This is a genomic window from Desulfonatronovibrio magnus (assembly GCF_000934755.1).
Lineage (GTDB): Bacteria > Desulfobacterota > Desulfovibrionia > Desulfovibrionales > Desulfonatronovibrionaceae > Desulfonatronovibrio > Desulfonatronovibrio magnus.
The window spans coordinates 6,631-22,290 of sequence record NZ_KN882190.1 but is presented as its reverse complement, the minus strand read 5'-3'; the positions used below and the strand labels follow the sequence as shown (position 1 = coordinate 22,290).

The 15,660-nt window shown below is 42.5% G+C and carries 13 protein-coding genes; 5 read left to right on the top strand and 8 right to left on the bottom strand.

Annotation, left to right across the window (positions count from 1 at the left end; all coding sequences use genetic code 11):
• Window positions 1-216: 216 nt before the first annotated feature.
• From LZ23_RS21515 to LZ23_RS21500, 3 genes are all read right to left on the bottom strand, one after another.
• Window positions 217-1,464 carry an MBL fold metallo-hydrolase gene (locus tag LZ23_RS21515; RefSeq protein WP_045217598.1) on the bottom strand — a complete coding sequence of 416 codons (1,248 nt, stop codon included), beginning with the start codon at window positions 1,462-1,464 and terminating at the stop codon, window positions 217-219.
• A 394-nt stretch (window positions 1,465-1,858) separates the two neighbouring features.
• Window positions 1,859-3,694 carry a PGN_0703 family putative restriction endonuclease gene (locus LZ23_RS21510; RefSeq protein ID WP_045217596.1) on the bottom strand — a complete coding sequence of 612 codons (1,836 nt, stop codon included), beginning with the start codon at window positions 3,692-3,694 and terminating at the stop codon, window positions 1,859-1,861.
• A 329-nt stretch (window positions 3,695-4,023) separates the two neighbouring features.
• Window positions 4,024-6,219: an AAA family ATPase gene (locus tag LZ23_RS21500; RefSeq protein ID WP_045217592.1), complete on the bottom strand. Its 2,196-nt coding sequence runs from the start codon at window positions 6,217-6,219 to the stop codon at window positions 4,024-4,026.
• A 597-nt stretch (window positions 6,220-6,816) separates the two neighbouring features.
• Here LZ23_RS21500 and LZ23_RS21495 point away from each other — a divergent pair.
• From LZ23_RS21495 to LZ23_RS21480, 4 genes are all read left to right on the top strand, one after another.
• Window positions 6,817-7,401: a hypothetical protein gene (locus tag LZ23_RS21495; RefSeq protein WP_157493430.1), complete on the top strand. Its 585-nt coding sequence runs from the start codon at window positions 6,817-6,819 to the stop codon at window positions 7,399-7,401.
• 180 nt (window positions 7,402-7,581) lie between these two features.
• Complete coding sequence (locus tag LZ23_RS21490) at window positions 7,582-8,574, top strand: helix-turn-helix transcriptional regulator (RefSeq protein ID WP_045217588.1); 993 nt, start codon at window positions 7,582-7,584, stop codon at window positions 8,572-8,574.
• 483 nt (window positions 8,575-9,057) lie between these two features.
• Window positions 9,058-9,246 carry a flagellar protein FlaG gene (locus LZ23_RS24870; protein WP_198146074.1) on the top strand — a complete coding sequence of 63 codons (189 nt, stop codon included), beginning with the start codon at window positions 9,058-9,060 and terminating at the stop codon, window positions 9,244-9,246.
• 39 nt (window positions 9,247-9,285) lie between these two features.
• On the top strand, window positions 9,286-9,507 hold the full coding sequence (locus LZ23_RS21480; protein WP_045217584.1) for a hypothetical protein: 222 nt from the start codon (window positions 9,286-9,288) through the stop codon (window positions 9,505-9,507).
• A 183-nt stretch (window positions 9,508-9,690) separates the two neighbouring features.
• On the opposite strand, the gene LZ23_RS21475 is transcribed toward LZ23_RS21480, so the two are convergent.
• The 5 genes from LZ23_RS21475 to LZ23_RS21455 all read right to left on the bottom strand — a co-directional run bounded on the left by LZ23_RS21475 (window position 9,691) and on the right by LZ23_RS21455 (window position 13,104).
• On the bottom strand, window positions 9,691-10,968 hold the full coding sequence (locus LZ23_RS21475) for a tyrosine-type recombinase/integrase (RefSeq protein WP_045217582.1): 1,278 nt from the start codon (window positions 10,966-10,968) through the stop codon (window positions 9,691-9,693).
• 820 nt (window positions 10,969-11,788) lie between these two features.
• Window positions 11,789-12,034, bottom strand: coding sequence for a hypothetical protein (locus tag LZ23_RS21470; protein WP_045217580.1), 246 nt, complete (start codon window positions 12,032-12,034; stop codon window positions 11,789-11,791).
• Window positions 12,021-12,293: a BrnT family toxin gene (locus tag LZ23_RS21465; protein WP_045217578.1), complete on the bottom strand. Its 273-nt coding sequence runs from the start codon at window positions 12,291-12,293 to the stop codon at window positions 12,021-12,023. Before LZ23_RS21465 ends, LZ23_RS21470 begins: the two co-directional genes overlap by 14 nt.
• Window positions 12,283-12,711, bottom strand: coding sequence for a MarR family EPS-associated transcriptional regulator (locus LZ23_RS21460; protein WP_492207395.1), 429 nt, complete (start codon window positions 12,709-12,711; stop codon window positions 12,283-12,285). The genes LZ23_RS21465 and LZ23_RS21460 overlap by 11 nt, the downstream gene beginning before the upstream one ends.
• 141 nt (window positions 12,712-12,852) lie before the next feature.
• A complete protein-coding gene (locus LZ23_RS21455) occupies window positions 12,853-13,104 on the bottom strand; it encodes a hypothetical protein (RefSeq protein WP_045217577.1) in 252 nt (83 codons plus the stop codon).
• Window positions 13,105-13,933: 829 nt separating this feature from the next.
• Here LZ23_RS21455 and LZ23_RS21450 point away from each other — a divergent pair.
• Complete coding sequence (locus tag LZ23_RS21450) at window positions 13,934-14,548, top strand: hypothetical protein (RefSeq protein ID WP_045217575.1); 615 nt, start codon at window positions 13,934-13,936, stop codon at window positions 14,546-14,548.
• Window positions 14,549-15,660: the final 1,112 nt, after the last annotated feature.

Genomic DNA, 15,660 nt, shown 5'->3' with positions numbered 1-15,660 from the left:
TTATTTGGCATTAGGTGTGAAAATTGGGGCTTATTTTCGAATATTTTTCGCATTTTTGCATGCCTCCTTTCTGTATCTTACAGTATAATTGCTTGTTTACAATAGGAAGAACGCCAAAAGTGCATTAGAAGTCAATTCATTTTTAATATAATACTTAATTATTCCATAAAGTTATGCATTTCAGGATAGAAACTAATTGACAATAACTTGAAACACTCACACCCTCCACCATTCACCATCACCATGTATTTCCACATTATCAAACAACTCAGGATACTTTTCAGGCATAAAGCTGTGAATTGGCACAACCTTACGCGGGTTAAGGGCCTGGACAAAAGCCTGAAGATCTGAAGGTGCAGCGTGGCCTGATGTATGGATGCTCTGTTTGGTGATGCCATGCTTTGCCAGCCAGTATTTCACTTTATCGTAATCACCCCGTTCCCAGTAGCCTTCCCATTGAGAATAGATGTATGAAGCACCCTCCAGGCATTCTCCTTTGATCAGATCATTTACAAACAAGGGCCTGAAGAGCAAAGTGTATTTGTTCGGGTTTTGTTTTATTTTATCCATGAAAACCCGATTTGAAGAATGGCGCTTGAGTTTGTCAAACCAGGATTTTCTTAAGATTTGCCCACGCTGGGAGTTAGGAATAAGAAGAGCCATTTCCGGCCAGTGCGACTGGGGAATGTTTTTGTTCTGAGTGGCTTCAAGGATTACGGCAGTATAAAGATCAATGAGCAAAGTACGCTTGTTTTTTTTAGATGCCCGCATAATGGAAACAACCCGGTCGACATTCTGCCCTGATGCATGAACCATGGCCAGTCCCTGAGTTTTTGAAAATGCTTCAACCAGTTCATTTTCGATGTCAGTCTCTGATGGAAATCTGAGTTCCTGATCAATCCTGCCAAGGGTTGAGCCTTCCATAAGCAACACATCAATGTTCCCCGGCGGTTTTGCCAGAATATTTTGGAATAGTTTGGCTTTACGCCCATGCCCCCGGAAATCGCCTGAGTAAAAGAGCCTTTTGTTGCCTGCCTCAATGAGCAGGGCATAAGCATCATAAGCAGAATGATCCACCAGATAGGGTGTAATTAAAAATGGACCTGCCTGGAATGATTTCCATGGATCATATTCCCAGCCATGGGGAATTGGCGGAAATTTGTCAGGGAGAAAAGGCAAGGCTGCTTCCATTATTCTGCGGGCTGCTGGTCCTAACCCCACTTTGATTTCAGAGGATATGTGCTTAAGTAGCCCAGTATGATCAAGATGCGTATGAGACAGGAATACTCCCAAAAGGTCTGGGTCTTTGCCATCAAGGCCTTTCACCACTGGAAGCAGGGACTTGTCATTGAATTCTGAGTCAAGGGGAAGACCAATGTCCAGAATAATGCGCTGGCCATCCTGTTCAATCTCAACACAGCTTCCACCGATTTGGTTGCTGCCCCTGTGAATGCAAATGTTCATTTCCAGTCCTCAATCAATCAAAGATGTTTATTTTAGATATTTGGAGGCTTTCTGTTCAGAGGATCAGGGATATCGTTCAGGCTCATTCCCATTGTACTTTTGCCTGTGCTGGATTATCTTGAAGTATGTATACCCATTTCCAATCCAGCACTGAGGTGAGTTCAACCTGTGTAGGTGAGTCTTGCAGTATGGGTTGCTTTCGGCTCTAATCTGTTTCCAGCTGTTAGCAATAATTATCATAGAGCGCTGAATCATATCCAGGTAGGGCCAGAAGATGATTCCTGAACGAGTTTTTCACCAACCCATCTGACACATGACAAGCATGAACCAGACTCCAGGAACCTCTAGCAATTCTTGTAAATTCAATCATACTCAGCTCCTTTTGTTGTGGTATCTAAGATAGGCGGTATCGAGTTTTCATATATTCAATCCAATTACTGAAATCTTTAGATTCTGGCTTAGATAAAAAATTTTGAAACAGATCTTTCGGATCAATGCTTATAAAATCGTCCGGAGATTGCAAAACATCCCTCCATATCTCAGTGACGCTTTTATCCGGAAAAAGAGCAGCAAATTTGGGAGAGGTGATCTTTCTATGGTACGCTTGGTTAGCCTTTGGACAAATATGTAGAACCGTTACTTTCTGTATGGGATTGTCATTGTCTTGTTCTATCTCTTTTGCCAGAAGCTGCTCCCTCATCAACTGATAAAACGGCTCATAAAATATTGATTCAATAGCATCATTCAAGTCAGCATCAATTCTTTTAAGATCAATAGGACAGTCATTTTTTTGTAAAAACGGGCTGTAGGTATTCAGCCTTGCAATACCAGACTTGCCCTCAGTCTTGTTGCTCGATGGGTATGTTTCTGTGTATTTCCATTCAATTAGAATCAGCTTTTCAACGTCATCTTTGGTTATGTACCTGACTGCAACATCAGGATAAGTCGCATATTCCCCTCTGTTTTTTTTGCTAAACCCTTTTTCATCCAAATAATTCTTGCCCCCGTTCCATTCAAAGGCAACATACAGCTGATCTTCAATGGGCAGCATTTTTTTAATGTCGGGAAAATATGGTAGAAGCAATACCTTTAATGCTTCAGCGTTTTTTCTGAAAGGAAAAAAGAAATTTACGCAGTAGGCCTGTGAAGACAGCAGGTGATTTTCTCCAAGACTATGCCATTTAATATTCTTGTCTGAAAAATAATTATAAGCTTTTTTCCTAATTTCTTTAAAAATATTCTCATCTTTACAGCTTATAGGCAGACAATAGTCTACAATGTATTTCTTGAATTCTCCATTTTTCTGGGCTTCGACAGAAAAAATGGGAGACCCTTTCTTCTTCAGGGCCACCTGGTAGTTTTTTTCATCTTCGCTGAAAGTTTTGGGCCGTGATAAAAAAGAAAATGCATTAATGAAATTTTTCATTTCAGATATGTCTTTGAAATATGGAAAAATATTCTCTATGAAAGTATAGCCTGCAAATTCGGGGTATCCTTTTTGATTCGAAGAATGCCTGTTCAATTCTCGTAATATCTCTTCAGTACTGTGAAGTATCGCCGAGTCATGAATACTTTCAATAAAATAGGCACTGGGAGCTATTACCATATACTTTATCTTTTTGCCCTCCTTAATTTTCTTGGCCATATTTTTTTGAACATGAAATTTTTTTAAACACTCTCTTGCATGATCGATAACAAGGCTATGGTTGCCTGAAGCCAGGTGCTTTGAAAGAAAATAGGCGTACCCAAAGGACTGCAGAATGGCCTTGTCCATGGAATCTCCACCAGGGAGCTTTGTTTCAATGATTATGATTTCGTCTTTATCGTTTACCCCCACCATATCAGCGCTGATCCTGAATCTTACATCCCTCTCAGTTTCAAGCCTTAACAAAGGTGCTTCATATGCAAACAAGTGTATACAGGAAGGTTTATTGGCTGATTCCAATACCATTATGGTTTTGTTATTGAATATGTCCCTCGAATATCTGGGTTCTGTATTTAATCCTGGTTTGTATCCGGCCAGACATCCAGTCTTTGAATCAATTTCATAGTTTCTGTTTTCCGGACTGAATATTCCACCCTTAGTGCTATGCTTAAACAAAAAACCGGAACGTGACAATTCCTCATACTTTTCATCCATCAAATTAATAAATGAACTAACCGCACTTTCTAAGTCTTTGGATGCTAAAACAGAGTTTACCCATTCATTGTAGCTTTGGCTGATATCCATATTATCCTCCTGTTAATTGTTAAAGCAATATGTTCATACTTCTACATTATGTTATACAGATATAAACGACGAAAATACTTCAGCAAACAATCAGCCACACACAAAAATCCACCCACAGGATAGTAGTACAGGTAGCTGATAATCGGCAATGAGCCAACCTCTTTCAAGCTGTTTTTATACGCTTCAAACTGTCCGGTAAAGACTAAATACTGCTGAAAAAGTGGTTCATCGTCTGAAATACTCTTTCTTCTTAGCGCCTGCCAGGCTGACAGAGTTGTTGCCAAACGTTAGGATAAGGGCCTTGAATGATCGGATTCCTGGTTCCATGGCTAAAACCCTACCTTTTTTCCTTCCTGTTGTTCTTTGAGCCTGGATTCCTGTTCAAGGGCGGCTAAGAGTGTTGTATGACTGACTGTATTGCTCCTCATAATATGGATATCCCGGATGTTTTTGAAATCTCCCGGAGTCAAGTTGGTCAGCCTGCCCATCCTTGTCAGGTGCTGGGGCAGCATCTTGTCATCGCACAAGGGTGAGAGAAACTTTCTGTAAAATATCTCGACCCCGTTATTGTTCAGGCAATTAAAGTACAGCTTTTGATTAAACCGGCGTATGGATGCATTATCCAACCCCTTGAATCTATTGGTGGTGCAGATGAGTATGCCCTGATAGCTTTCCATGCAGGTCAGAAACTCATTGACCATGCTCACTTCCCATGATCTATGAGCCATCTCTCTGCCAAAGATGAATGAGTCGGCCTCATCCACTACCAGGACTGCTTCTCTGGCCTCTGCCTCGGCAAACATCCCGGCAATGAGCTTTTCTGTTTCTCCTACAAACATACCCAACAGATCACTGGCCCGTCTGATCATTATGTCCCGGTCCAGCTCTCTGGCCAGATACTTGGCCAGCTGACTTTTTCCTGTGCCGGGAGGGCCGTAAAACAGGAGATTGTACTGCAGTACTTTATGGTCCTGGCCTTGTCTGATTTGTGTGTTGAAGTACTCAAGCTGGTCTATGGTTTCCTGGATATCGCCATGAATGTTCAGCCCTTCAAGGGTGAAATCGCGGTCCAGACTATCCTGTTTTTTGGGTAGTAGCCCCTGGTTGCTGAGCCTTAAATGGGCATCCAAAGACATCTGAACTCTTTTGGCAAAAGACAGCCCGGCTTTGCCTGTAGCTCCTGCCTGCTTGATGGCCAGATCAATTATTCCAGGACTGACCTTGTAATCTTCTGCCAGCTTGTGAATGGTGTCTTTTTTGAAATACTTGCGGGCCTTATTGTGACCGACTATGGTTTTCCAGAGCTGTATGCGCTTCTGTCTTGAAAAGTGTGGAAAATGCAGGCTGTAGGAAAACCGGCGCAGCACAGAATCTTCTATGGCATCAGTATTATTAACAATCCAGATAGCCCGGACACCGGGTTCTTCCAGAAAGCTGTTCAGCCATCCTTTGTCATGAGCCTCATCAAAGAAAAATGGGCTTATTGTATTGAGCATCCTGTCGGCCTCATCAACAATTATCACAGCCCCCTGACCATTATTGGTCATATTCAGGCAGGCCAGCATGGCAGCTCTTCTCTGACTGGACCTGTTTTCTTTTGCCTGCATGATTTCATATGCCGGCACTGCAAGATGTTCGACCATGGACCTGGCAAAGCTGGTCTTGCCTGTTCCTGGAGGCCCATACAAAAGGATATGGGTGGGAACCTGTTTCTTTTCCTGCAGCAGCAACTCGATATGGTTGACCTCGTGCGGGGAGATCATGTGAAAGTTCAGAGGTATTGCACTAGGCTTTACTTTTCTGTACAGATTATCATGGGAGATACGATTTGAAGGATCAATGAACATGCTCAGAAAATCATTATTCATTTGCAGATTATAATGTTCCTGTGAAATGATCTCCAGCTTCTTGAGGTTGCCTCCAGTAATTTTGACCAGTCTGGCCTTACTTATGCCAAGAGCAGCACAGAGGAATTTATGGCCTGGATAAGTATCCACCTCAAGATGGTTATGAAAGATTTGCCTGAACTGATCCCAACTTTCCTTAAGAAACATGAACAAACACAGTTCAACTTCCTCGTCAGTAAGTGCGAAAAACTTCTGAAACTTCCTGGCGTTTTTCTCCAGCTTTGACTCACCAGTACGTGACAGTTCATTTTGACGCTGTTGCAGCATATGGCAGACTTCTCTAATGATTCTGTCATGCTTGATTTTGTTATGCTTGATTGCTTTGACTATGCAGTCTCCATAATCTTGATGATCCAGAGAGTCTTCACAATCTTCCAGAAACCGATCTGCCTGGGGTTTTGAAAGCATCGCAGTAATCTTGTCGATTAGTTTCTGCATGGATGAACCAAGAATCCAGCACGCAAAGCCCAGGGTAGCAGCATTCAGATGCTGATATTGTTTCAAGATATTCTCAAGATATTTTGCGCCCTTTCCGGCAACAAAGCAGTCGTTTTTATCCATGGCCTGGTCTTGTGGGTGAAAGGACGCAGACGGCAACCTCCTTCTTCTTATGGGCATAATTACCTCCCTGGTTTATGTGTTGGGTAAGACATATTAGAATAAAGAAAGTTCCTGGTTCTTGGTTCTTCGTTCCTGGTTAAAAGATATAAAGTCAATTAATGTGGCAGATATCTGATCTGGCAGGAATGAAGTGCTCATCTGCTAAGTAAGCTAATAAAAACAGGTAATTAAAAACTTTGCTTTTTCTGTTAAAATGGGAAAATCATGAACTCAGGCGTATTTTAACAGGCAGGTATGACACTTCTGGTCATATTAAAGAAAAATTTGTGATTTTTTTTGAATTTCTGACTTTTAATTAATAAAATGTAAATATTTCGGTGTCTTATGGTGCTTAACTTAGGAGTTGGGTGCAGTCCCCTGACAATTTTAGTCCTGTGAAAGTATATCTGTGTCCAGGTATTAAAAATTTTTAAAAAATTTTGCTAATATGACCAGAAGTGTCATACCTGTCATTTATACTCGGCTTCAAGACAAGAGCACTTCTTAAGATCCAAGATCAGCATCACAGAACCATGGCTTTGTAGTCGAAGTGATGATGGAAGAGAAGCAGATATGTCTATGTGTCTGAGAACTAACAAAAAAGAGAGGTATTCAATGTTTGAACTAAAAATTTCTGTTAATGGCAAAAGCTCCACCTTGGATTTTGAGGCTGCAGATGAAATTCTTTACAGCATACCTGAAAAAAGAAAATACAACAGAATCATAGCTGAATTTGCCAAGTCGTCCCTGCCGCAAGCAAGGATGGAAGTGGCAGGCAGAGAATCCATCAGTAGAGAAGTAGTTAATATTCTCGTGGAAGATAACCAGATTGATGTCCTGCGAAACCTGGTATCCAACCGCAAAGCCAGGAAAATGATCCCTGAAAACTCTCTTTTGCGCCTGATCAAAACTGAAGACTATGAAATTCTTGAAACAGTGGCTGACAACATGCATGCTTTTTCCATGTGCGATCCTGATATTCTGGCTAAGAGGTTGTGCAGATCAGAGAATCCCAGAGTAAGACACTCCCTGGCTGAGGATCAGCTTTTGGATAAAAGAATCATGGAAATATTGAGCAATGATTATGTTGGTGAAGTAGCAGCCAAAGCCAAAGAGACTCTTGAAAGCATTGAAGTGGAGGTGGGCGAAGAGGACTTGGAACTTGAAGTAGGTGATGATGAGGAGAGTGAAGAATGGTAAAGAAACTTAACCTTTCTTCTTGAGTTTCATGGATAACGCACTTAACCTTTTTTAAGGCCACGAACGTCTGAATACCTCACCAGGTAAAAAATATTCTGGCACTCCAAGCTAATCTCAATTATTAATCAGAATTGCAGGCAGATGCTTTCTTTGCCGATAATATAACACAAAGGAGAAATCATGCGCGGCAGAAATACCATAAATTTTTTTAAAGCCCTGGATTTGATTGCCAGACCCCAGGGGGCCACTATCAAGCAATTGTCCAGTAAGCTTGGCATATCTACAAGAAGTGTACGTCGAAAGCTCGACCTGATTCATGAGCTTAATTTTCCGATTTATGACGACAATGACCTTCCAGGAAGGGAAAAATCATGGAAAATTGATGCTGACTATGTTGTGAAAACGCCCAACATCAGGCTGCCAGATATTCGTTTCAATATTAAGGAGATCATAGCCCTGTACTTGCTCAGAACTGAGTCCAGGATTTACGCAGGCACTGACATTGAAAAGCATTTTAATGCGGCTTTTGAAAGGATGTCACTATATGTCCCTGACAACTTTCAAAAGCATTTAGCACGGCTTAAGTCTTTGTTTATTTCTCCCAGGAAGCTGGCTAAGGATTATTCCGGTAAAGAAGAAATTATCGACAACCTGACCATGGCCATGATTAGAAATAATACCTGCCTGTTGAGCTATTACTCATTTTCAGGTGGGGAAACCAAAAAATTCAAGATAGATCCTCTGCATTTTTTTGAAAGCAATGGGGGTCTTTATCTGTTTGTACAAGTTCCACGTTATAACGACATAAGGACACTGGCTGTTGAGCGCATTGAGAAGCTTGAACAAACCACAGACGTTTTTGAATATCCTGAGGACTTTGATCCTGAAGAAAAGCTGTCCCTGGCTTTTGACATGGTTTATGATGATCCCATTGAGCTGAAAGTTGTCTTTTCCCCGGACCAGGCCAAGTATATCAGGGAAAGACGATTTTCTCCCAAACAGAAAATTACAGACAACCCTGACGGCAGCATTACTCTGGTAATGACCACTTCTGGCTGGTTTGATGTTAAAAGGTGGCTGCTGGGTTTCGGGGCTGCTGCCAGGGTGGTAAAGCCTGATAAAATGAGGCAGGAAATCGTGGCGGAAATGAAAAAAACCATAAGCAATTATTAGATGTTAGCTTGAATTCAACGATCGCAAGAAGAGGGTTGGCACAGAGGAAATGCAGAATGGATCAAGGAAGCTTTGCAACGTATCGTCAATAATGGTGCAACTACGGAAGTGTGGCCATTCTGGATTATCTGGTAATTGAAAAGTCCGCAATAAATGTCTTACGTAAGTTACTAATATAAATTACAGCATCTTGCATGAAATTTTTTTAAAAAATCATGAAATGCAAGTATCTGTTTTAATTGCAATTTTGTGTTTTTGTCGTACAATTGACTTGATCAGCAAAATGACTTTCAATAGACTCAGAGGACATGTTTTTTTATATTGAATATCTCACCATATTTTACTATATTCCTCTCAACCCAGCATCCACAAGCCTTCATGGAGGTCAACTGTCCCAGTCAGGACACAAAGCGGTTCGAGGTTCTATGGCTGAGCACTCGAAGCTTGCGTCAGTCACTGTTTCTCGCATATGATGGTGATGAGATGTCGGAGCCCAAGGAAATGGCCACGGAGCGCCTGAAGGATATCGTACTGAACATCCGCTTGAGTTCGGGTGACGGCAAGGATCGCTTCCAGGTTGAAATTTTGAAACCCGGGACAGATGAAGTGATCCGCCGCTTCCCGCCCGATGAATCATCAAAAATCACAGCGTCGATCAAGGAGATGAACTGATTTGTCTAGGATAACGCTCTGTAATCAAGGAGGAACTTTATGGAAATTGGATCAACTCAGGGGCAGGCAGGCATGGCAATGTTGGCCACTACCCTGCAAAATGCAACAATGGGAGCGGATGTTGTCTCCAAAACGCTGAATGCCGTCAATCAGGTTGGCAATGGAGCCATGAACAGCAATAACGCTGACCATGACTTTCAGACCAAGGTACTTATGGCCGGGGCCATGGGCAAGGGAGAAATCCTCGACGTCGACGTATGATCAACAAAACCCTAAAGAACATCGGTGCTGTATAGCCCGTGGGAATCGCTGTGATTCCCACGGGCTTTTTTTGTGGGGCAGAGATTCTTTTGGAAAGAAAGGAATACATTGCAGGACATAAGTTCCCTGGAATAAAAGAAATCAAGGGGCATTATGTTGCCAGTTTCCCGCTTATACGCAGCTTTATCCCACAGCGCTTATGTGTGTGACTTTGGCTGATTTCGGTTCCTTCACGGGTTCCAGCCCATTGACTGCATCGTGTAAGGCGCTACTGTTCAGGTGTGCATAACGCTCTGTCAGCCTTATATCTGAATGGCCTAGCAATTCTTTCACAACGTAAATACTAGCGCCGCTTTCAATCAACCAGGATGCGAAAGAGTGCCGTAACCCGTGAAATGTCAGTTTGTGTTTTCGCTCCGTGACCCCTTCATTCAGTTTAAGTTCATCAACTGCCCGGTCAAAGGTGTGGGAAGGTGACTGCATTCTGTTACCTTTGCGGTCTGGAAAGATCAGTTCATGTTTGCGGCCCGGACCCCGGCGCTTGAACATGTCTTTTAAAACTATATTCATTGGAACAACCCGATCAACCTTCCCTTTGGTATCCATCGCGTAAATTTTACTATTGTCAATATCCACATCTCCCCAAGTAAGCCCGGCCACTTCACCAAAGCGCAAACCGCCGTAGAGACTAACCAGGGCTATGTCGTGGACATCAATGGATCGCTTCTTAAGCTCCGGCAAAAGTTTTTCTGCCTCGTCCCTTCGTAAATATCTTTTTACCTTATTATCAAACTTTGGGATTACCTTTGATTTTCGGTTAATTTTTGGAATAGCCCCTGAATAAAGGCCGTTATCCTGAGCAAAGTTAAAAATCTGCCTGACTATGGACAAGGCATATTCAATTGAGCGCTCAGCCTTGCCTGCTTCTTTCATTTTCTTTTTAATCGTCTGAAGGTTCAGCTTTTGAATATCCCTCAAGGGCTTTTTCCCCAGTGTGGGCTTGATCCAGTGTTTATATATGGTTTTTTCTGTTCTCCAACTATTAAATTTTTTGCCCGGGTCATGCTCAAAATATTTTTCCCACACTTCGTTGAAAGAAATGGCTTGCTTTTTCAGTTTCTCAGCTTCAATCCGTTCTTTTTCAATCCTGGCTTGCTCCTGAAAGTTCTTAAGTTCTTCGAGTTTACGCAATTCTTCCAGGCTTTGCGGTCCTTCCCCGGTTTTTTTATTTTCCTTAATCTTGTGTATGTAGGTAGTGCATTTTTCCAGGGTCCAGCCATCCGACAACCAGCCGAAAGATTCAGCCGATTGAACCGGTTTGGCTGTTTTGTTTGATATCACACCAGGGACATAATGCTTAAACTGATAAAAGCGGTCTTTCTTTATGCCATGTTTCCTGGTAGGGTGCTCCCGGTAACGTAGCCCTTGAACCCCTGTCTTGATCCATCTGTAGTTTGCCATAAAAAAACCTCATTTTTTAGCAGTGAAGAGATACCTTAAAGATACCTTATTTTGGGCTGAAAGTATGTTTTTTAATGTGTTGCAGTCTGAAAGTAAAATATCTTCTTAGCCCTTTTCTGTCAAGGTTTTTGTGAAATAAAATGTTTGTATGTGAAAGATATTTAATTTGATTCGTAATCAGCAGGCAGCGGGTTCAAATCCCGTTCCCGGCTCCAGTAAAATCAAGGGTTTACGACCAAAAGTCGTAAGCCCTTTTCAAGTAGGCATCAGAACATTATAATCAGTCCCGGACATTGAGTCCGGTTTCTTTTCTTAATCCCGCCTGTTTTTTTCTATTCATTTTTCTTCTTTGCAAGCCTACCACCCTGGTGAATAACTGTTCATGGAGGTGGCATGGTCAAGCAACGCTGTAAATTCTGCCGGTGTCTTTTTCCCCTTACCAAACGTAACCCCGACCAGAAATACTGCTCCAAGCCTGATTGCCAGAGAGCGCGCAAACGCCGGTGACAAAAAAAGAAGGTAAAGGATGATGAGGCTTATCGCTTAAACAAGCAGGATGCCCAAAAGCGGTGGTGCGGGAAGAACTCGGACTACTGGGAGAAATACAGGGAAAACAACCCTGACTATACCAAAAGCAACCGGGAGAAACAGCGACACAGAAACCGGCGCAGGGAGGTCATCTCGGTCGAAAAAACGATTCCTTACCCGGTCATCAGGCAATGTGGCGGTGATACACCATACTCCAAAATATGTGCCTGGGTTACTCCCTGCTGGACCCTTGGTGACTGGTTATGTAAAGTTTTGTGGGTAAAGGGCAGCGCTAGGTCATGTCGGCAGAGTGACGGGTTAGGCTGCTTGATGTTTTTGCTACCTCAATCAGGTACCGCAGCGCTTTGTTTACTGCCTCATCATTAGGAAAGGCCTCTGCAATATCGGGGTCAAGGAGGACAACATTCGACTCCTCTTTGATCTGATTTGCATACTTTCCTCTTATAATTTCACCAAAATCCGAGCGTTTGTACTCTTGGCGAAGCTCATCCTTATTGTTTAATTTAGCCTTCTTCATAAATACGCCTTTCAGAAGTTGTAGCCAATCGAGCCGATATGATACGAATTGCTCCCTTTCTTTCCGTATGTGATACTGCGAGCAAACGACCTTGAAAAGATATCCCAAATGTTACAAATCGATCTTCATCATCCGAGTGATCAGGATCGTGCGCAGTCGCCGACAATACATCACGCAATGCGCTGGTCGCTTCTTCAAATGAAACACCATGCTTGTGCAGGTTGGCAAGTGCTTTTTTCGGGTCCCATTCAAAATACATTCGCTTGCCTGCGGGAATGGCCATTGGGTTCTGACCCTAAGCTGTTTTCATTAGGGCCCTCAGCCCTTGACCCTTGTACCTCTTTTTTGAGCTCCTCAATCTCCGCCTTTATCCGATCATACTCATCCATCTTGTACTTCAAAAACCGCACCGTAAGCTTTGCCTTTTCCTCAAGGCCCTGTGGAGTGAGTTTGTACAAATAGGCAGATTTTTTCTTGGAGTTTTTGAAATTTGTTGCCTTGATAAAACCTTTGTTTACCAAAGCCTGCAGGCAGTAGTTGACTTTGCCCAGGGAAATGCCGGTTTTTGCAGCCAGCTCACGCTGGGTGATTTCCGGGTTGTCCTGTACTTGTTTGAAAATATGGTATTGGATTGCTTCTTTCATGTGCTTGCAAAAATAAGTTCCAAACTTGAACAAATGACTTTGTGCTGGAATAATAGACGGGTGTCAAGGGATTTTTTCCAAGGCAGCAATTCCTCATCGGGGCCGGACCCATTCTGTAAACCTCACCCCCCCAAGTTGACACTCTGTGCCGGACGCGATGTGTAAACTTAAGCTTCATAATCTGCCTTTTTCTCTTTGGCTGTGAAGCCGATCTTCTTTGCGATCAAGGCATGGGATCAAGGCATGGGGTCTGACCCCGAACCATCCCAGGTGTTCATCAACGGCTTCTGCGTACTTCTCAATCTCACTCTGTCCCGCCTTGAAGAGCTTATCTGCAACCCTGGCAACCCTCCCGGCCCCGCTGTCATCATCAAAATCATAATTTTGAAGCTCAAGAAGTTCTCTCAACTCAATAAATTTATACAAAGTTCCCAGTCTGTCAGTTGGGGAGTATTACGCATTTCTGACAACCAGATAGGGGACAGTCCCGAAGCCAGGGACAGTCCCCGTGCCAAGCCATGATAAACCGCTTTTAACCCCAAAAAAGCTGTGACAAACACATCATTTTTTCAGTTGTCAGAAACGCGTAATGCTCCCGTCAGTTGCCCCTCCTGAACTCCATTTTCAGGCACTGCAAACAAAATTATCTTTACAGGCTTCCATGCCAGGGTGAATATTTATGAGAAAAAACTGTGGACAAAGTGCAGGATTTTGGGGCAGGAAGGATGAGTAGGGGCAGAGATGAGGTAGTCTTCATTTTTGGCAGAAATAGACTTATGCACGTAGTCTTCAGTTCAGGCTTTGATTTCATAAGCATTTTTTTCTTGACTCGGATTATTGTCATGCTTTAAGTTTTGTGAAGCATTTCACTCTTAAAATTTCTCCCTTTAACAACAAATTGAGCTGCGGATGAAAGAAAACTTTACACGACATATATTGCATCTGGACATTTGGTCTTATATGCTCGGTGCAGGCATAAATTACAGACCGAACATCCAGGGTTGATTATTTACGCCCATCTCCCGCCTTCAGGCAGGTGATGGGCTTTTTTTGTCTCATGATACACAGGATCACAGAATAGAAAACTCTATAGCTACCCATTTTTTATTGTCGAGTAATTTAATCTTACGACTGCCATTTATCTTTTTTCTGCATATCACACGTGGTATAGCTTTATGTTTTTCTAAGCTTTAATGTTAATATGGGATTTATTCTTTGCTGACCTTTTCATTAATTTTAGCTCCTGGAGGTTGAAATGAAATTTTTACGAAATGTTATTTTTGCTGTTTTTTTCATTTTCTATGCTTCGTCTTCTTATGCATATCTTATTCAAGATTTTTCATCCTGGTATAATCAGGATCAGTCTTTTACTCATTCAGGGTCAAGTACGACAGTAAGTGCAAGTTACGATGTACACTTAGGTAACAGATTTGACGGTGTGCCTATAGGTATGCTCAGCACAATTACAGTGAATGATTTTTCTCGAGCAGGAGCTGCTGGAATAGGCATGACCTTAGGCGAAATCGACAGTAAAGAAGTCGTTGTCAATATTGGCTTGAGTACTTCAGAGTATTACTCTGAAATATACTATCAAATCAGACTAAAAGAAGACCACAATTTAGAAGATGTTGCTTATGGCAGATTTGGCGGAGGCAACGAACCTGTAATAGGAAATGAATTCCATGTGGGGATGGCTCGCTTTGGGGATGAGATATGGATGATAGTGGATGGGTATTCCCTGGTTAAGTGGTCTCCATTGTCACAAATGAACCATATTCCAACAAATACATGGCTCTGGGCGTGGGGTAACGAGGCTATTGAAGGTCAAATCAACGCAACATTCAGTGATGTATTTATTATAAATCCATAGCCTATATGATTTTTAGATTGCTTATTAGAAAATATTAAATTTAATCCAGTTTATAATAGACTATAGCTGTAAGAGTCATTTCCAGGCCACGTATGAAATAATATCCCACTTGGCAGCACTATGAAAAATGGCAAACCATTTGGAACAAGAGCCTGATGGTCCATTATTATACTGATTAACTCAGGGAAACAGGACTGGAATAGACTAAATATGAACACTTGGCCCAGGCCATGAAAGTAATGCATGGAGTTACCTCTGACCCGGCCAGTGTGACCACGGGTAGAGCAAAAGTAAATCAGCAACTACTCTAAGGCGGGCTTTGCCCGCAACCCAAGTGTGAAGAAAAAATGCTGCACCATAACTGGGACAGTCCCCGCAACTCACATTTCGATTTGCCGAAATTGTTGCTTGCGAGGGAAAAAAGCATGTACCGGGAATTAGTTCCCAGCGAGGGACAGTCCCAATGCCGAGCTACTATTCCAGCTTTTATCTCAGTTTTTCTTGTATTTTGTTACAGCATTTCATGAGTAAGTTACTAGGCTTTTTCCGTGACCCTGCACGGAAAAAGTGGCCCCTTCGGGGCAGCATCCGGTAAACCTTTGAATGACGTGTTGAGCACGGCTTCCTGCCCGGAGGCTTACAGCCCGGAGGGGGACTGGCTCTCCCGGCACTAATTTTTCTAATCTGTTTCTTGCTCAATAAAAAATAAGTGCCGGGGTGCCTGTCCCCACAGACAAGAAAGCAAAGATTTATTAACGACAAACATGTTGGTTTGAAATTTCCGCTAAGCGCCTAAATGTATCTCCGGTATTATAGCCTGACAATGGCTATATGCCTGTTATATTTTCCGTTACTGATAAAGAGGGGAAGGCATAGCCGAAGACAAGCTGGTTCGATCCGAAACTGCAGACAACAGCTATCTTTCTGCAGTAGTCCACTCCCCTGAATTTTGCAGACTACCTGCCTCCCGAAGCTGCTGATTCAGGCGTTCATGCTCCGGGATCAGGCATATAAAGCAAAAATCAAAGGGACAGGTTCATTTTACAAACAACATCATCTCTGCTAAAAATATCTTCAACTCAGCAAGCATAAGACTTTCAGGAGGTTTACCA